This is a genomic window from Brevibacillus sp. BD137, assembly GCF_041644655.1.
Lineage (GTDB): Bacteria > Bacillota > Bacilli > Brevibacillales > Brevibacillaceae > Brevibacillus > Brevibacillus brevis_D.
In genome coordinates, this window is sequence record NZ_JAOTNO010000018.1 from 63,987 (window position 1) to 81,299 (window position 17,313).

The window sequence follows — 17,313 nt, forward strand, 5'->3', positions numbered from 1 at the left end:
ATTTTCTTTGGCCCCTTATTTTCGACGCCAGCGAACACCTTGTGGCGTGTCCTCTAGCACGATTCCTTTTGCAGCGAGCAGATCGCGGATTTCGTCAGAACGCGCAAAGTTTCTTGCTTTGCGAGCTTCTGTGCGCTCTTCGATCAACGCATCAATCTCACTATCCAACAGCTCCTGCTCTTCTGCAATGTCAAGACCAAGAACCTCCGTCAACTCCACCAACAAATCCATGTATGCACGAACTTCGGTTTCGCCTACATTTTGATGACGCAAATAAAGGTTGGCTTCCTTCACCACATCAAAAATAACGGTAATAGCATTCGCTGTATTGATATCATCATCCATCTCGGCAATGAAGCGCTCGCGAAGCTCTCCAATGATTCGTGCCTGCTCCTGTGCCTGATCATTCAGCTCTTCTGCTCGGGCGGTATCCAGACGATGGGAAAGATTCGTATACGCCGTCGTGATTCGATCCAAACCATTGGCCGCTTGTTCGATCAACTCTTCGCTAAAATTGATCGGGTTGCGATAGTGTCCCTGAAGCATAAAGAAGCGAATTAATTGACCGCCGAATTTCTCCGAAAGATCGCGTGCAAGCAAGAAATTCCCGAGGGATTTAGACATTTTTTCGTTATCGATATTGAGCATGCCGTTGTGCAGCCAATAGCGAGCAAAAACTTTACCCGTAAAGCATTCCGACTGGGCAATTTCGTTCTCGTGGTGAGGGAACACAAGGTCTGTTCCGCCCGCATGAATATCGATTTCCTCCCCTAAAAACTTCAGGGCCATTGCCGAGCACTCAATATGCCATCCCGGTCTTCCTTCGCCCCACGGACTATCCCAAGTAACTTCTCCAGTCTTGGCCGCTTTCCAAAGCACAAAGTCCAGGGGATGTTCCTTTTTCTCGTTGATTTCTACACGAGCACCTGCCTGCAAATCATCCAGCGGTTGATGCGAAAGCTTTCCGTATTCCTGAAAACGCCCCGTGCGGAAATAGACGTCACCTTCACTCTCGTAGGCAAAGCCTTTTTCAATCAGCCCTTGCACGAATTCAATGATCTCCGGAATGGTCTGCATCACTCGCGGTTGAATATCTGGAGGCGATACGTTCAGTGATTTCAGATCAGCATTGTACGCATCTGTGTATCGATCCGCCACTTCTTTGACAGTGACACCTTCCTGATTCGCCACACGAATCAATTTGTCATCTACGTCCGTAATATTTTGCACGAATGTCACTTCGTAGCCACGATATTTCAAGTAACGACGCAGTGTATCAAATACAATGGCAGGGCGCGCATTTCCAATGTGAATGTAATTGTACACGGTCGGGCCGCACACGTACATTTTTACCTTTCCTGGCTCCAATGTGTGAAACGGTTCCTTTCGCCGCGTCATCGTGTTAGTTAGCTGAATGCCCATCGTTCTTTTTATCCTCCCTCAAAAGCTCCAATTCTTTGCGTAATTGATCAATTTCCTTTTGCATCATACGAATCGTATCCGCTACCGGGTCTGGCATGTTTACATGGTCCAGGTCATTTTTGACCCGCTTGCCATCCTGGATGACGATACGCCCCTTGATTCCTACTACGGTCGAGTTCGGCGGTACCTCCTGCAAAACAACGGCACCAGCCCCTATCTTTGAATTATCGCCAATTTTGAAGGAGCCCAACACCTTTGCTCCCGTCGCAATAATGACATCATTGCCGATCGTAGGGTGACGCTTTCCTTTTTCCTTACCTGTTCCCCCGAGTGTAACCCCTTGATAAATCGTTACATTGTCTCCGATTTCGCACGTCTCTCCGATCACAACACCCATGCCATGGTCAATGAACAGGCCGCGGCCAATTGTCGCGCCCGGGTGAATCTCAATTCCCGTGAAAAAGCGGGATAGTTGAGAGACAATTCGGGCGAGTGTACACAGCTCAGCTTTCCAGAGCCTGTGGGCAATCCGGTGCCCCCATATCGCGTGCAATCCGGAATAGGTCATGACGACTTCCAGCGTACTGCGCGCAGCCGGGTCTCGTTCAAAAACAGCATGAATGTCATCTCTCATCTGTGCTAACATTTTTGGGTGGCACCTCCTGCCTGATTTACCTGCCGAGTGTTCAACTTCCTCTAAAATAAAAAAACGTCCCTATCCCCTCAATTACGAAGGGACAGAGACGGGTTTACCGTGGTTCCACTCTGCTTAGATCGTCTTGGCTGCAAAGACATAACAAACAACCTCGAACGATCTCGCTCATATCCCGATAACGGCGGGAAGCCGATGGCGCCTACTGATATCCTTTTCAAAAAGATAGGTTCAGCTCATTGCTCACAGGGGCATTTCCATACAGGACACATCAGATGGCTCTCACCTATCCATCCTCTCTGTAGATGTGAAGACTGTTGTACTTCTCCTGATCGTCGCATTCCTTATTTATAAAAGATAGCCAGCCAATACTTACTGACCGTTTGCAATTACTTGTTGTGCACGTGCAATCACCTTGTCGCGTCCAAGCAGATACAACGTCTCTGCCAAATCACGACCATGCGCCTGGCCAGTTGCTCCTACGCGAACCGGCATAAACAACGCCTTGCCTTTGTGACCCGTTTCCTTTTGCACGTCCTTGAGTACCGCTTTAATAACATCCACATTATATGCATCCTGGGCAGAAAGGTGTTTCACAAAGGAAGCAAGTACTTCCGGCAATTGCGGTTCTTTCAGCACCAGAGTTGCTTCTTCATCGTACACCACTTCGTCGAGGAAGAAAAGGGCTGCCAACGGAACGATTTGCGCACAGTAGGACATTTGCTCTTGGTACAGGCCTACGATACTGCGAACCCATTCGCGCTTCTCAGCAGACAAAGTCTCTTCGATGAAGCCAGCTTTTTGCAGATGCGGGATACACATGTCTGTAATCATATCCAGCGGTTGGCGCTTCAAATAGAAGTTGTTCATCCAGTTCATCTTCGTTGCATCAAACACAGCTGGAGACTTGTTCACGCGATCCATTGAGAACAGCTTGATCAGGTCTTCCATTAAGAAAATCTCTTCTTCGCCACCTGGAGACCATCCCAAGAGAACAAGGAAGTTCACGATTGCTTCTGGCAAGAAGCCCAGGTCACGGTACTGTTCAATGAACTGAAGAATGCTCTCGTCGCGCTTGGACATCTTTTTGCCATCTTGGTTGAGGATCAGTGCCAAGTGAGCAAAGTCAGGCGCTTCCCATCCAAACGCTTCGTAAATCATCAATTGACGAGGCGTGTTGGACAGATGCTCTTCTCCACGAATAACATGGCTAATTTTCATCAAATAGTCGTCCACTACAACAGCGAAGTTGTATGTAGGAATCCCATCCGGTCGGCAAATAACAAAATCGCCCATCTCGTTGGAGTTGAATGTTACCTGGCCGCGAATCAGGTCGTTCACGACATATTCGCGATCATCCTGAACGAGGAAGTGAATGGATGGCACTCGACCTTCTGCTTCATACTGAGCACGCTGCTCGTCCGTCACATGGCGATGCTTTTCCAGAATGCGTGGTGTTTCTCCACGCGCGAGCTGTTCTTCACGTTCTGCATCCAGCTCTTCTTTTGTCGCGTAGCAGTAGTATGCTTTGCCTTCTGCTAGCAGTTGATCGATATATTTCCGATAAATGTCCAGGCGCTCTGTTTGACGGTACGGTCCATATGGTCCCCCAACGTCTGTACCTTCTTCCCATGTTACGCCGAGCCATTTCAGGTTTTTCATTTGCTCTTCGTCCGCATTTTCCTTATTGCGCGTTTGGTCCGTATCTTCAATCCGAACGATGAACGAACCACCGTGATGTTTCGCAAAAAGATAATTAAAGAGCGCTGTTCGCGCACCGCCGATGTGTAAATGCCCCGTAGGACTCGGCGCATAACGAGTGCGAATTTCTTTCGCCATTGGTAGCACCATCCTTATGAATGTAAAAGGCTATAACCTTGACCTAAGTAAAAACGTATCTAAGGCTTTATGTTACACCTTGCCCCTCTACTTGACAAGCAAGCATACCGCCTGTGCAGCGATTCCTTCCCCTCTGCCTGTAAAACCGAGTTTCTCGGATGTCGTCGCCTTCACATTCACTTGCGAGAGATCGTCTGCCTCCAGCACGCGTGCAATGACCTCACACATTTGCGGAATGTACGGTGCCATTTTCGGCGCTTGAGCAATGATCGTTGCATCTACGTTACCTAATCGGTAGCCACGCTCCCGAACCAACTTCCATACATGCTCTAGCAGCTTTACGCTATCGGCATCCTTAAAAGCCGGGTCTGTATCCGGAAAATGACGGCCAATATCCCCCTCACCAATCGCTCCAAGAATCGCGTCACTAATCGCATGGAGGAGAACATCCGCGTCAGAATGCCCTAGCAAGCCTTTTTCATACGGGATGGTGACGCCTCCAATAATGCATGGGCGCCCCTCTACTAATTGATGCACGTCAAAACCTTGTCCAATACGCATGAACTACTCTCCCTTTCGTTTCCGCAATATCTCTTCACCAAACCACAGATCGTCTGGCGTCGTAATCTTAATGTTCTCATAGCTTCCCTGCATAATCGATACAGGATGACCCAGCCACTCAACCAGCATCGCATCATCTGTGCCCAGCTTCCCTGCTTCCCCTGCTGCCTGATGTGCCTCTCGCAATAAAGACATACGAAAAGCTTGTGGGGTTTGAACCGCCCACAAGCTTTCCCGTGCCGGGGTTGACTCTACAAGTCCATTTACCCCCACCACTTTAATCGTATCTTTGACAGGTACTGCCATGATCGTTGCCTGATCTTGTTGTACCTGTTTGATCATGTCACTGATCTGTTTGCGAGTAACGAAAGGACGGGCAGCATCGTGAACCAGTACGTAATCGCAATTTGCGGATAGGGAAGCCAAGCCATTTCTCACACTGTCCTGTCGCTCTGCTCCACCCATAGTAACCACAACCTTCAGCTTTTCAGCCGAGATCAAGGTCATTACTTCTGCGTGGTCTGCTTCACTCACCACCAGCACGACTTCATCAATATCGGGATGAGTAGCAAATAGACGTACCGTATGAGCCAGGATCGGCTCGCCCGCAAGCGGTAACCACAACTTGTTCCGTTGCCCACCCATTCGTTTACCCGAACCGGCTGCAACGATCACGACACCCGTACTCACTGATTCATCCCTCTCCTGTTGTCTTTTCTATAACGCTCGTTCCAGCAACTTTGGTTTGGCAAAGATCATTCGTCCTGCTGAAGTTTGTAGCACACTCGTTACGAGAACATCGACGTCGTTTCCGATGTATTCTCGTCCGCCCTCTACAACAATCATCGTGCCATCGTCCAGGTAAGCGACACCCTGACCGTGCTCTTTCCCATCCTTGATGACTTGGACGTTCATCTCTTCTCCAGGTAAAACTACGGGCTTGACTGCATTCGCTAAATCATTGATGTTCAATACCGCAACACCTTGCAGCTCACATACCTTGTTCAGGTTGAAATCGTTTGTTACGACCTTTCCGTTAATGAGCTTCGCGAGCTTGATCAGCTTGCTGTCCACCTCGGATACTTCTTCAAAATCGCCTTCCCAAATCTGAACCTTTACCTTCATTTCTTTTTGAATCTTGTTCAAGATATCCAGACCCCGACGACCGCGGTTTCTCTTCAATACATCGGAGGAATCGGCGATATGCTGCAACTCCTCTAACACAAATCCCGGAATGACCAGAACCCCTTCCAGAAAGCCAGTACGGCAAATATCTGCGATGCGTCCGTCAATAATGACACTGGTATCGAGGATTTTATTTTCCAGGTTAACGGTAGTTGTTGCGCTATCCTTTTTCTTATCCTTACGTCCAATTGAAAATACCGACATAATCTCGTCCCGCTTGCGAAACCCTACCTGGAAGCCCAAATAACCGAGCAACCCGGAAACAATTAACGGCAAAAGATCTCCTACAAATGGAATCGGAATTTTACTGATGGGCAGGAATAATAAGAATGCAACAATAAGACCACTAATCAACCCCATCGCTCCGAACATCACATCGACAACCGGCATTTTGACGAGTGTCTCTTCACCCCATCGAACGATGCGCAGAACATAATCCACAACCCAATTCGCTAAAAAGAAAAACAAGATGGCACCTAGTACAGCCCCAATATATTGCGATCCGGCTACTACACCAAAGTTTAACAGTGGGTCGAGCAACGAGAACAATTCGTCACCAAATCGATACCCCAATCCGCCACCAATCAAAACAAAAATGAATTTTCCTACTCGGCGTAACATGCCTTCACCTCCTTTTACTAATATAGACAGAAGCCTAAAAGTAAAAACCTATTTTTTTCCAAATCATTATAATGCTTCATCTTACTTTCCCTCACTATAGCAAAAAAGATTTTGCCATGTCAAATAGCCAAAAATTTTAACATAGTTGTCATTTTCTCGTCAACCCGGGAACACTAGTTTCCTTCGATGTTAAATTGACAGGGAGCTGACTCCCTTCTTATAATGTCAGTATCGTAATGAGAGAAAATTATGACGATACCAACAGCCTAAAGCAGAGGTGAACCAGATGGACAATCGAAGCATAGACGACTTTCAAACGCAAGTATCCGAGCTTTTGATCAGACATCGTAGCGTACTGGACGTCATGTCCAAAGTTCAGGAAACGGCATCCCGCATTAACCGTTCACTGACAAAAGCCATCACCGAATGCGGCTGTGTCGAAGTGGTTGCCAAAAAACAGACATACGATTCAAACAAGAACCTGGAGGACAACAAGTCCCATTTGGACACCCACTTTAACGGACCGCTGTGCGAGCATTGTCGCGATGTAGTTACTGCTGAGCTTGGCAAGAACCTCTTTTACCTCACTGCCTTGTGCAATATTACTGACATTAAGCTAGAAGATGTCCTTCAGAAGGAATCCAACCGATTAAATACTTTGGGTGTCTTCAATCTGTCTTAAAAGTCCGCTACTCGTATTACGAATGAACCCTAAAAAAAGTTGCATACAAAAAAGAAAAACCCGCACATTGAAGTGTGGGTTTTTTTATGCCAAAACTATTCAAACGGAACGGATTCTTCCTCTTTGTTTTTACGCTTACGTAATTTTTTGACGAGAAAGTCAACGTTTTTTTTTATTCCGTACAGTGCATAAAAAGCAAGTGGCAAGAAGACGATTTTTGGAAACTGCTGCGGATACTTAATCGCTACAATAACCACAATCGCGATGATAATGGGTGTGATCCAGTAAGCAGACTTTGGAATCCCCACTTTTTTAAAGTTAGGATACTTGACCTTTGATACCATCAAAAAGGCAAGCAGCAACATACTTACGGCAAGCAATACCGGAGTGAATACTTGGTGATAGAGTGCGAGCGTAGCCAGTACGCCCCCCGCTGCCGTAATCGGCAAACCGATGAAATACCCCGGAACCCCGGCCTGTACGTTAAAACGCGCCAAACGAAGCGCACCACAGATCGGAAAAATGGCTGTAATGAGAATCCCAAGCAAATCAAAGTGTTGCAAGACGACAACATACATAATGAACGCCGGCGCAATCCCAAAAGTAATAACGTCAGAAAGGGAATCCAATTCCTTCCCGAACTCACTTTGGGCGTTCAACATACGAGCTACACGTCCATCCAGCCCGTCTGCCAGCATACCAATGATCACTGTGATCGCTGCATATTCGACGTATTGATCGCCTCGAAACGCAAGAATAATTGCTAAAACTCCCAGAAACAAGTTGCTTACGGTTAGTATGTTCGGTAACGATTTCACGAACATAGACTACCTCCTGATTTCTTTTGCGTAAGGAGCAGGTTATCCTGTTGACCTTGTTATTATCCAAGTCCCTTAGGCAAATGCTGAATACAAATAATGCCTTTATCCTATTCTACTTTAAATGTGCCTGTCAATGAACACTTGTTCTTGAATCCGTTTCAGTCCCTCTTTAATCGCTCTCGCTCGAACCTCACCAATGCCTTCCACTTCGTCTAATTCCTGAATCGTTGCCATCATGATTCGTGGCAGATGATGAAAATGCTCTACCAGATTCGAGATGATTGTAACGGGCAGACGCCTGATCTTGTACAGGATCCGATAACCTCTAGGGGAAACGGATTCATCGAGCATACTGGCATTGGAGGAATACCCCAGCGTTCGCAAAAAAGAAGTGAGCTCCAGCATTTCCTCCGAGTTCAATTTTTTCATGTCCCGCAGTACAAGATCAGGTGAATAGGATGGATCTCGGGAATAATCCCGAATAAGCATATGGGCCTCTTCCTCAATGTTTGAAACCAGTTCCTCCAACTGCATACTGACGAGCCTTCCTTCTACCCCTAGCTCACATATGTACTTGGAGACCTCTGTCTTAATACGTAACACCATCTCAATCCGTTGCAAAACCGAGGCAACCTCATGCAAAGTAACGAGCTCCTCAAATTCTAACGCACCGAGATTCGTCAAAGTTTGATCAAGGACGGCCTTGTATTTCTCAAGGGTAGATACAGCTTGATTCGCCTTGGCCAGAATGACGCTGATTTCGCTTAAGACATACCGGAAACTCCCCTGATACAGCGTGATCACATTGCGACGCTGAGAGATAGCAATGACCAGATGATTCGTTTGAATGGCCGTACGTTGTGCTGTACGATGCCGTGTGCCCGTCTCGCTCGTGGGGATTGAGGAGGGTGGGAAGATTTGTGTATTCGCGTACAGGATGCGTTTTGCGTCTTCACTTACTATAATCGCCCCATCCATCTTCGCTAATTCATACAAATGGGCAGGAGAAAAATCACAATTGATGGAAAAACCGCCATCGACAATCGACTTCATCTCCGGACCGCACCCAATAACGATCAAGCCCCCTGTTTTGGCCCGTAAAACATTTTCCAACCCTTCACGAAGCTGTGTGCCGGGTGCCACGAGACGAAGCACATCACCGATTTGCGGAGTTCTTTTGATGTTCCCCTGCATGCCCACTCCTACCTCCTTATCACCTCGTTCAACGCATCGGCAATATTGCTCACACCAATTACTTGAATATCTGCTGGCGCATCTAGACCGCGGATGTTTTTCTCCGGTATGATGACACGCTTAAAGCCTAATTTATGGGCTTCTCGTACTCGTTGCTCAATACGGGAGACACCGCGCACCTCACCAGTCAAGCCAATTTCTCCGATAACGACATCATGCGGATTGGTAGCATGGTCACGGAAACTGCTTGCAATGCTTACGGCAATCGCCAAATCAACCGCTGGCTCATCCAATCTGACCCCACCTGCTACGTTTACATAAGCATCCTGATTTTGCAGCATCATGCCCATGCGCTTTTCCAACACCGCCATGATCATCGCCACACGCTGATGATCGACCCCTGTTGCCGTTCTCCGTGGGGTTACAAAGCTGGTCGGGGCAACGAGAGCTTGCAGCTCAACCAAAACGGGACGTGTGCCCTCCATACTGGCTACGACTGTGGAACCCGCAACACCAAATGGACGCTCTGCCAAAAATATCTCGGATGGATTCGCCACTTCCTCCAGACCGCGATCCTTCATCTCGAAAATACCGATTTCGTTTGTCGAACCAAAACGGTTTTTGACGGCACGCAAAATTCGAAACGTATTGTGACGCTCCCCTTCAAAATAGAGAACAGCATCCACCATGTGCTCAAGCATACGCGGCCCGGCGATGGAGCCTTCCTTGGTTACGTGACCGACGATGAAGGTACCAATCCCTTTTCCTTTTGCAATCCGCATCAATTGGGCTGTTGCCTCCCGGACTTGTGCGACGCTCCCCGCAGCCGATTGGATCGTCGGGTGAAACACGGTCTGGATTGAGTCAATAATCAGAACATCCGGGTCTACTTGATTAATATGCTGTTCGATCAAATCCAAATCATTTTCTGCCAATACAAACATCGGCGGCGTTTGCAAATGGAGTCGATCCGCGCGAATTTTGATTTGTTTTGCCGACTCCTCTCCAGATACATAGAGAACCTTCGCCCCTTGATGAGCCAAGGCAAAAGAAGTTTGCAAAAGCAATGTCGATTTCCCGATTCCAGGGTCTCCCCCAACCAAAATGAGTGAACCCGGAACAAGTCCTCCACCAAGAACACGATTCAATTCTCCGATCGTGGTATCCATGCGTGGCTCTTCTTCACTGGCTACCTGGGTCAATGGAATCGCAGATTGACGCTGACCGCCGCTCATCCCTTCGTGACGATGTGGATTTTTTACCGTCACTTCCTCTACCAGGGTGTTCCAACTGCTGCATCCCGGGCATTTCCCCATCCATTTTGGCGATTCATAGCCACATTCTTGACACGCGTATTTCGTTTTATACTTTGACATAATCGCACCCTCACTTGGATTTCTTTCTCTACTTTTATCATAATTACGCACCCAAAAAAAGAATACCTCCCGAATCAGGAGGCATTCTATTACGTTTCAACCCAGCTTATGATTTCGTTTTTTCAAGGCGCTTGACTACCAGCTTGCCTTCTTCCGCTTCGATATTGACGGTATCGCCTTTACTGATCGTACCCTTGAGCAATTCCTCGGACAAATTATCCTCGATGTGGCGCTGGATAGCTCGACGCAGAGGACGTGCACCATAGGCCGGATCAAAGCCTTCTTTTGCCAATACTTTCTTGGCTTCTTCGGTCAATTGGAAATCAATGTCCTGCTCTTTCAAACGTTTACGCAGCTCATCTGTCATGAGAGTTACGATTTGCTCGATATGCTCTTGCTCCAAGGAGTGGAACACGATGACTTCGTCGATACGGTTCAAGAACTCAGGACGGAAGCTCTTCTTCAGCTCATCCATGACTTTGTCCTTCATATCCTGATACTTTCTTTCCGAATCGTTGGTCGTGAAGCCGAGCGTTGTATTTTTCTTGATCATGCTGGCTCCGACGTTGGAAGTCATGATGACAACCGTATTGCGGAAGTCGACGGTACGTCCCTTGGAGTCTGTCAGACGACCATCATCCAATACTTGCAAGAGGATGTTGAATACGTCTGGGTGAGCCTTCTCGATTTCGTCCAGCAAAATGACGGAGTAAGGCTTGCGACGCACTTTTTCAGTCAGCTGACCGCCTTCGTCAAAGCCTACGTAGCCAGGAGGGGCACCTACCAGACGAGCGGTGGAATGCTTCTCCATGTACTCGGACATATCCACGCGGATCATGGCATCCTCGTCACCGAAAAGCGTCTCCGCCACGGCACGAGCCAATTCAGTTTTACCCACACCGGTAGGTCCCAGGAAGATAAACGAGCCGATTGGGCGTTTTGGGTCTTTCAAACCAGCACGGGCACGGCGGATCGCACGCGAAATGGATTTGACTGCTTCATCTTGACCAATAACGCGATCGTGCAAAATCTCTTCCATCTTCAGCAAGCGCTCTGTTTCTTCTTCCTTCAGCTTTAACACAGGAATACCCGTCCAGCTCGCCACTACTTGTGCGATGTCTTCTGGGGTAACCTCCATGTTCAGCTGGCCCTGACGTTCTTTCCAGTCTTTTTTCGTTTTATCCAGTTCTTCACGCAGTTTTTGCTCCTGATCGCGAAGGGCTGCTGCTTCCTCGAACTCTTGTGATTGTACGGCAGCGTCTTTTTCCTTGCGCACCTCTTCCAGACGTCCCTCCAGCTCTTTGAGGTTTGGCGGAACGGTAAAGGATTGCAAGCGGACCTTGGATGCCGCCTCGTCGACCAAGTCGATGGCCTTGTCAGGCAGGAAGCGTTCCGTAATATAGCGGTCAGACAGCTTTACTGCCTGCTCGATTGCTTCATCGGTAATTTTGACACGGTGGTGGGCTTCATAACGATCACGAAGGCCATGCAGGATACGAATGGCATCCTCCGCTGTCGGTTCATCAACCTGAATCGGTTGGAAACGACGCTCCAGTGCCGCGTCTTTTTCGATGTACTTGCGATATTCATCCAGCGTCGTAGCACCTACGCACTGTAGCTCACCACGTGCCAGCGCAGGCTTCAAAATGTTAGAGGCGTCAATTGCCCCTTCTGCTCCACCAGCACCAATCAGGGTGTGCAGCTCATCAATAAACAGGATGATGTTTCCTGCTTGGCGAATTTCGTCCATGATTTTTTTCAGACGATCTTCGAACTCACCGCGATATTTGGTTCCCGCAACAACGGTTCCCATATCGAGGGTCATGACGCGCTTATCACGAAGGGTCTCCGGAATTTCGTTGTTCACGATTTTTTGGGCAAGACCTTCTGCGATAGCTGTTTTCCCGACACCAGGCTCCCCAATTAAAACAGGGTTGTTCTTGGTGCGTCTGCTAAGTACTTGGATCACACGCTCGATTTCTTTTTGGCGACCGATAACCGGATCCAGACCGCCGTCACGAGCGATTGCAGTCAGATCCCTTGCCAAGCCGTCCAATGTCGGCGTATTCGCAGCTGGATTCCCTCCAGACGGTTGATGAGATGCCATCATTTCCGAGCTGCCAAGTAGCTGAAGCACCTGTTGACGTGCCTTGTTAAGGCTAACGCCCAAATTGTTCATGATTCTCGCAGCAATACCTTCTCCTTCACGGATCAAGCCAAGCAGAATATGTTCAGTCCCCACATAGGTATGACCCAGCTTGCGGGCTTCGTCCATCGACAGTTCAATGACCTTTTTGGCGCGAGGTGTATAGTTTGGTGTGTAATTACTACCGGACTGCTCTGTTCCTCGCCCGATTAACGACTCCACTTCGCTCTGGATTTTATCGAGGCCAAGCCCAAGTGATTGCAGTGCCTTCGCCGCAATCCCTTCGCCTTCTCGAATGAGTCCCAGCAGCACATGCTCTGTCCCAATATCTTTGTGTCCGAGACGAACCGCCTCTTCCAGGGCAAGCGCCAGTACTTTTTGTGCGCGTTCTGTAAAACGTCCAAACATCATATCGTACACCTCCGTATAACCGTGTTTTTTCTCTGTATGGTTAACAATTGCGTGATACCATTACGATTACTCTTGTGATTCTACTACGCGTAGACGTTCGCGGATTAGCCTTGCCCTTCTTTCGTCGCGTTGGTCCGGAGTGAGCTTTTGACCAGCGTGGTGTTGTAAAAAACCTGGCTGTGTCGTGACCAACAGTTCGTTTAAGACGAGCGGAGATACATTAGGAATGATGCCTAGATCAATCCCCAGACGTACATCTGACAGGCGCTGAGCCGCTTCCTTGGACTCTACCGTACGGGCATACATCAAGATACCATACGACCGAAAAATCCGATCCTCCAAAGAAACCCTGGTATGCTCCAGCAAGTAAGTGCGTGCCACACGCTCTTGCTCAATAATCTGTCTGGCCACACCATAAAGATTGGAAAGGATATCCGACTCAGACATCCCCAGTGTGACCTGATTGGATAACTGAAAAAGATTCCCTAGAGCTTCGCTGCCCTCTCCGTAAATTCCTCTAACGACCAGACCAACTTGATTAATCGCCTGTAAAATTCTGCTGATCTGCTGCGTCATCACCAGAGCGGGCAGGTGCAGCATCACGGATGCACGAATTCCCGTACCCACATTGGTTGGGCAGCTTGTAAGATACCCTCGAGTTTCGTCGAACGCGTAGTTCAAGCTTTTCTCAAAAATGTCGTCTATCTTCGTACCTATTTCCCATGCCTCGTTCAAACGAAACCCGGGTAATAGTACCTGTATTCGAATGTGGTCTTCTTCATTAACCATAATGCTGACAGACTCATCTTCCCGAAGCAATACGGCACCTTTACGGGATTCCTCTGCCAGATGAGGGCTAATCAGATGCTTTTCTACGAGCACCCGTTTTTCTAACGGGTTAATTTGATCCATATGGATGACCTGAAGCTGATGCCGTTTGCGCATTGCCTCCGAATCGCTTACTTCCGTTACCTTTCTGACGACTTCCTCGGCCTGCGAGTCCGTTGCCAATAACGGAAAAGGGTGCTGGCGCAGGTTACGGGCGATACGCAGCCGTGTACTTATGACAATGTCGGAATCAGGACCTTCTCCTTTCATCCAATTGCTCCACGGGTTTTGCATAAACTGCTTTTGGGACATAACCAGCTAACCTCCCTTGCTACGATTGGGCCATTTTTTGTTCCAATGCTCGAATTCGATCACGCATTTCTGCAGCCTTCTCGAACTCCTCACTGGCGACATGACTTTGCAGCGCTTGCTTTAGTTGCTCCAGCTCTTTACGGATCTTCAGTTTGCCACCGGTACGCTCTGGTACTTTTCCACTATGCTGTGTGTTTCCATGAATCCGGCGGAAAAGTGGGTCCAGTCGATCCCCCAAAAAGGTGTAGCAATCACTACAGCCAAATCGGCCGCTTTTACTAAATTGAGAATATGTGAGTCCACATGTTTCGCATTGAAGCGGCTTATTCGTTGCCGTTTCGCGTCCATTCTTTTGCATGGGATCAAATTTTAAAAGTCCTGACAGGAGATTGTTGATGCTGAAGTTGTGAAAGCCGGTAAAGACGTCCCCTTTTTCATGAGCGCATTGCTCGCAAATATGGTATTCGGTTTTTTCGCCATTGACGATTTTCGTCAAATGAAGTGTCGCCGGTCGTTTTCCGCATTCCTCACAGTTCATAACATCATACCTCCTTTTACTTCAACAAGATTGCCGCGATCATCTGCTTTAAAATATTTGCCCGCAAACGATCCCGCAATTCGGCTTCCAGAGTCAAAACGTTTCGCGAGGTAGCGATTTTCATCAAGGTGGCTTCTCTAATGTTGACTAACCCTTCCTCTAATAGTCTTTCTACGATCGCATTTCCCACACTCTGACTGATGCTCTCTCCAATCAGTTCTTCTGTTAGCAATTCCTGCAAGCGTGCTTTGCTGACAATCTGCACCTTGCGTATGCGAATATACCCGCCGCCCCCGCGCTTACTCTCTACGAGGTATCCTTTTTGAACGGTAAAGCGCGTATTGATGACGTAATTGATCTGAGACGGCACACATTGAAAATGGTCGGCAAGCTCACTACGCTGAATCTCGATCGATCCATTGGGACTGTTAGTAAGGATGCTTTTCAAGTGATGTTCAATGATGTCCGAGATGTTTCGCAAGTCATCGCCTCCTATTCCTCTGTGTATGTTCTTATGAGGTTACCTATTGACTTTGACTATCTTTGACGTTAATTATAATGGGTTTAGTGCGTGCCCGCAAGTGTCCCTTACACATTCTAGTGTGGGCAAAAGAGGGTCGCTTGAAACTTGGACATGATCAACAAAAAAACCACTCCCTGAGGAATGGTTTATGCTTGTTCTTGCTTATTGGTGTCGATTGCTGGCAAATGATTCAGTAGCTGAGAGAAGCTGGTGATGATAACATCTGCCCCATCAAGCTCGCCTGGTTTCGCAAAACCAAAGTCACATCCAATGGTAAATAAACCGTTTGTCTTGCCTGCTTCCACGTCGGAGTGACGATCTCCTACCATGATGGCCTGCCCAATTTTGTAATCAGACAACAGTTTTGCAACCAGGTCATTTTTGGAATGCGTGCGGAAACGACCAGCCGAGTACAGGTCTGTCATCAGCGGCTTTAACTCGTATGCCTGACAAATGGCATCGATGTACTCTTCCTGCCCATTGCTTGCTACAAATAAAGCAAATCCTTTTTCATGCAGCTTTTCTAAGGTTGATTTTACATCCGGATATAGCTCGGTCACTTTTTCTTTGAGTAACTGGATTTCATTGTCTAGCAAGAAGGCATCTGCTGACCGAATGGCTTCTCCACTCGCACCCGGCAGTAATTTGTCCCAGATCTGCTCGATCGTCATTCCCAGTACATTGATCAGTTCACGTTCGTCAGGGGTTTCTCCTTGCCATAGCCCTTTTTGACGAAGCTGGTCAAACGTTCGAATAAAAGCGGGGGTCGACAGCTTTTCTGTTTGTAGTAACGTGCCATCCATATCAAATAATATCGCGAATGGTGCAGTCATGGGTTCCTCCATTTTGTCTGGCTAGGCAGCTATTCTACTTTTCTTGGCAACATATTCATATCATCCATGATAAACTCAGTAATTCGTTGTGCAGCATCTGGCTTCGAGATTTTTTGTCCCATTCTACGCATATATTCCACCTTGGACGGGCTATGCAATAGTTCATCGATAAAGTAAATCAACTGCTCGGATAGATTCGCGTGTACCGCACACCCATTATTGAGCAAAAAGTGGCTATTCCTCTCTTCCTGTCCAGGCAGAGGGTTGTAAACAATCATGGGTACCCGTTTACTCATTACTTCAGCTGATGTAAGTCCGCCTGATTTGGTGACAATTAAATCAGCCGTTTCCAAGTATTCGTGGAAGTTATTGATGAATTTTAGCGGAACGACTTCATGCCGATACGTACGATTTGTCACCTTATTGTATAGCTTGTCGTTTGTCCCTGTTAACACAAAGGTTTTCAAGGGAATGTTAATCTCTTCTAGCCCATCTAATACCTTTTCCATCGAGCCGAGACCCAATCCGCCCCCCGAAAGAATAATGCTCTTTTGTTCAGGAGCGAGACCGAGCTTTTGCCGAATCAATTCGGGTTCCAATGGCAAACTGAATTTCTTCATGATAGGAATGCCCATCGGAATGAATTTTTGATGATCCTGTCGATAAACGTCTAACAGGTAATACAGCTGCTCATGACCGATGAAGTAATAATTGATATGGTGATTAATCCATGAAGGATGGATGGTATAGTCAGTAATAATCGTATAGATTGGTTCCTTCCAATCATTTCTTCCCTTCAGTACGGAGAGCATACAGCTTGCAAACGGATGCGTAGCAATAAAGGCATCAGGCTGTACACTGTTGATCAACTTTTTCAGTTTGTTTGCCAATAACTTATTCATTAGCACATTCATATCAAAGAAACGGGTTTTTTCTGTATTATGATAAATTCTGCCCCACATCTTGGGTGACAGCCTCAACAGATTCATATAGCTTTCCAGCAAAATCTTGTGAAAGGTGGGGCTAATATACTCCAACGTATCGATAATCATTGATGTGCAACCACTCTCAGCCAAGCTTTCTTGCATGGCCCGCGCTGCCTGGTTGTGTCCGTTACCGATGGAAGCGGAAAAGATTAGAATTTTTTTCATGAACGATTCTCCTTCATAACCTCGCCTACTCCAACGCCTGGATCAGGTACCTTCTCATGTTAGTCTACCCCAAGACCCGTCTGCAAGAGGGAACTTGTCGGTCATTCGGCCTAACTTATCGACAAAATAATCGCGAGTTTGACTTCTTGCTGCAAGATACGTTAAAACAAAAAACCTCCTTACCCATTCTGGGGTAAAGAGGTTGGTTTCATTCCCTG

16 protein-coding genes and 1 other annotated feature are annotated in these 17,313 nt (G+C 47.5%); of the genes, 1 reads left to right on the top strand and 15 read right to left on the bottom strand.

All coding sequences use genetic code 11. The features are described from left to right. Nucleotides 1-15: 15 nt before the first annotated feature. The 6 genes from cysS to ODZ53_RS26800 all read right to left on the bottom strand — a co-directional run bounded on the left by cysS (nucleotide 16) and on the right by ODZ53_RS26800 (nucleotide 6,280). Nucleotides 16-1,422 carry a cysteine--tRNA ligase gene (cysS, locus tag ODZ53_RS26775; RefSeq protein WP_372681256.1) on the bottom strand — a complete coding sequence of 469 codons (1,407 nt, stop codon included), beginning with the start codon at nucleotides 1,420-1,422 and terminating at the stop codon, nucleotides 16-18. After that, on the bottom strand, nucleotides 1,403-2,068 hold the full coding sequence (gene cysE, locus ODZ53_RS26780; RefSeq protein ID WP_064202937.1) for a serine O-acetyltransferase: 666 nt from the start codon (nucleotides 2,066-2,068) through the stop codon (nucleotides 1,403-1,405). The genes cysS and cysE overlap by 20 nt, the downstream gene beginning before the upstream one ends. Before the next feature lie 90 nt (nucleotides 2,069-2,158). After that, nucleotides 2,159-2,419 (bottom strand) — a binding site (T-box leader). A gap of 27 nt (nucleotides 2,420-2,446) precedes the next feature. Next, entirely contained in the window at nucleotides 2,447-3,913 is a 1,467-nt protein-coding gene (gltX, locus tag ODZ53_RS26785; protein WP_012683964.1) for a glutamate--tRNA ligase, read from the bottom strand. 87 nt (nucleotides 3,914-4,000) lie between these two features. Continuing rightward, entirely contained in the window at nucleotides 4,001-4,474 is a 474-nt protein-coding gene (ispF, locus tag ODZ53_RS26790) for a 2-C-methyl-D-erythritol 2,4-cyclodiphosphate synthase (protein ID WP_048035642.1), read from the bottom strand. Between the two features lie 3 nt (nucleotides 4,475-4,477). Further along, nucleotides 4,478-5,164, bottom strand: a complete 687-nt coding sequence (gene ispD / locus ODZ53_RS26795) for a 2-C-methyl-D-erythritol 4-phosphate cytidylyltransferase (protein ID WP_199926591.1) — start codon at nucleotides 5,162-5,164, stop codon at nucleotides 4,478-4,480. A 27-nt stretch (nucleotides 5,165-5,191) separates the two neighbouring features. Beyond that, entirely contained in the window at nucleotides 5,192-6,280 is a 1,089-nt protein-coding gene (locus ODZ53_RS26800) for a PIN/TRAM domain-containing protein (protein ID WP_016742860.1), read from the bottom strand. A 286-nt stretch (nucleotides 6,281-6,566) separates the two neighbouring features. On the opposite strand from ODZ53_RS26800, the gene ODZ53_RS26805 reads away from it, so the two are divergent. After that, on the top strand, nucleotides 6,567-6,962 hold the full coding sequence (locus tag ODZ53_RS26805; protein WP_173627753.1) for a nucleoside triphosphate pyrophosphohydrolase family protein: 396 nt from the start codon (nucleotides 6,567-6,569) through the stop codon (nucleotides 6,960-6,962). A gap of 95 nt (nucleotides 6,963-7,057) precedes the next feature. On the opposite strand, the gene pssA is transcribed toward ODZ53_RS26805, so the two are convergent. The 9 genes from pssA to ODZ53_RS26850 all read right to left on the bottom strand — a co-directional run bounded on the left by pssA (nucleotide 7,058) and on the right by ODZ53_RS26850 (nucleotide 17,095). After that, nucleotides 7,058-7,786, bottom strand: coding sequence for a CDP-diacylglycerol--serine O-phosphatidyltransferase (pssA, locus tag ODZ53_RS26810; protein WP_016742861.1), 729 nt, complete (start codon nucleotides 7,784-7,786; stop codon nucleotides 7,058-7,060). 114 nt (nucleotides 7,787-7,900) lie between these two features. Continuing rightward, a complete protein-coding gene (gene disA / locus ODZ53_RS26815) occupies nucleotides 7,901-8,977 on the bottom strand; it encodes a DNA integrity scanning diadenylate cyclase DisA (RefSeq protein WP_012683959.1) in 1,077 nt (358 codons plus the stop codon). A gap of 8 nt (nucleotides 8,978-8,985) precedes the next feature. Next, nucleotides 8,986-10,353, bottom strand: a complete 1,368-nt coding sequence (radA, locus tag ODZ53_RS26820; RefSeq protein WP_016742863.1) for a DNA repair protein RadA — start codon at nucleotides 10,351-10,353, stop codon at nucleotides 8,986-8,988. Between the two features lie 106 nt (nucleotides 10,354-10,459). Continuing rightward, nucleotides 10,460-12,910, bottom strand: a complete 2,451-nt coding sequence (locus tag ODZ53_RS26825; RefSeq protein ID WP_041749199.1) for an ATP-dependent Clp protease ATP-binding subunit — start codon at nucleotides 12,908-12,910, stop codon at nucleotides 10,460-10,462. A gap of 66 nt (nucleotides 12,911-12,976) precedes the next feature. After that, nucleotides 12,977-14,050: a protein-arginine kinase McsB gene (mcsB, locus tag ODZ53_RS26830; protein WP_012683956.1), complete on the bottom strand. Its 1,074-nt coding sequence runs from the start codon at nucleotides 14,048-14,050 to the stop codon at nucleotides 12,977-12,979. A gap of 19 nt (nucleotides 14,051-14,069) precedes the next feature. Next, nucleotides 14,070-14,588, bottom strand: a complete 519-nt coding sequence (gene mcsA / locus ODZ53_RS26835; RefSeq protein ID WP_007716182.1) for a protein-arginine kinase activator protein McsA — start codon at nucleotides 14,586-14,588, stop codon at nucleotides 14,070-14,072. 16 nt (nucleotides 14,589-14,604) lie between these two features. Further along, nucleotides 14,605-15,069, bottom strand: a complete 465-nt coding sequence (locus tag ODZ53_RS26840) for a CtsR family transcriptional regulator (protein WP_064202944.1) — start codon at nucleotides 15,067-15,069, stop codon at nucleotides 14,605-14,607. A gap of 188 nt (nucleotides 15,070-15,257) precedes the next feature. Then, nucleotides 15,258-15,944: an HAD hydrolase-like protein gene (locus ODZ53_RS26845; RefSeq protein WP_372681262.1), complete on the bottom strand. Its 687-nt coding sequence runs from the start codon at nucleotides 15,942-15,944 to the stop codon at nucleotides 15,258-15,260. Between the two features lie 29 nt (nucleotides 15,945-15,973). Continuing rightward, nucleotides 15,974-17,095: an MGDG synthase family glycosyltransferase gene (locus ODZ53_RS26850; RefSeq protein WP_172143234.1), complete on the bottom strand. Its 1,122-nt coding sequence runs from the start codon at nucleotides 17,093-17,095 to the stop codon at nucleotides 15,974-15,976. Nucleotides 17,096-17,313 lie beyond the last annotated feature (218 nt).

What these genes read in the sequence shown, in the direction of transcription:
- cysS (WP_372681256.1), bottom strand. Translation starts at nt 1,422, where the DNA reads ATGGGCATTCAGCTAACTAACACGATGACGCGGCGAAAGGAACCGTTT.
- cysE (WP_064202937.1), bottom strand. Translation starts at nt 2,068, where the DNA reads ATGTTAGCACAGATGAGAGATGACATTCATGCTGTTTTTGAACGAGAC.
- gltX (WP_012683964.1), bottom strand. Translation starts at nt 3,913, where the DNA reads ATGGCGAAAGAAATTCGCACTCGTTATGCGCCGAGTCCTACGGGGCAT.
- ispF (WP_048035642.1), bottom strand. Translation starts at nt 4,474, where the DNA reads ATGCGTATTGGACAAGGTTTTGACGTGCATCAATTAGTAGAGGGGCGC.
- ODZ53_RS26800 (WP_016742860.1), bottom strand. Translation starts at nt 6,280, where the DNA reads ATGTTACGCCGAGTAGGAAAATTCATTTTTGTTTTGATTGGTGGCGGA.
- ODZ53_RS26805 (WP_173627753.1), top strand. Translation starts at nt 6,567, where the DNA reads ATGGACAATCGAAGCATAGACGACTTTCAAACGCAAGTATCCGAGCTT.
- pssA (WP_016742861.1), bottom strand. Translation starts at nt 7,786, where the DNA reads ATGTTCGTGAAATCGTTACCGAACATACTAACCGTAAGCAACTTGTTT.
- disA (WP_012683959.1), bottom strand. Translation starts at nt 8,977, where the DNA reads ATGCAGGGGAACATCAAAAGAACTCCGCAAATCGGTGATGTGCTTCGT.
- radA (WP_016742863.1), bottom strand. Translation starts at nt 10,353, where the DNA reads ATGTCAAAGTATAAAACGAAATACGCGTGTCAAGAATGTGGCTATGAA.
- ODZ53_RS26825 (WP_041749199.1), bottom strand. Translation starts at nt 12,910, where the DNA reads ATGATGTTTGGACGTTTTACAGAACGCGCACAAAAAGTACTGGCGCTT.
- mcsB (WP_012683956.1), bottom strand. Translation starts at nt 14,050, where the DNA reads ATGTCCCAAAAGCAGTTTATGCAAAACCCGTGGAGCAATTGGATGAAA.
- mcsA (WP_007716182.1), bottom strand. Translation starts at nt 14,588, where the DNA reads ATGAACTGTGAGGAATGCGGAAAACGACCGGCGACACTTCATTTGACG.
- ODZ53_RS26845 (WP_372681262.1), bottom strand. Translation starts at nt 15,944, where the DNA reads ATGACTGCACCATTCGCGATATTATTTGATATGGATGGCACGTTACTA.
- ODZ53_RS26850 (WP_172143234.1), bottom strand. Translation starts at nt 17,095, where the DNA reads ATGAAAAAAATTCTAATCTTTTCCGCTTCCATCGGTAACGGACACAAC.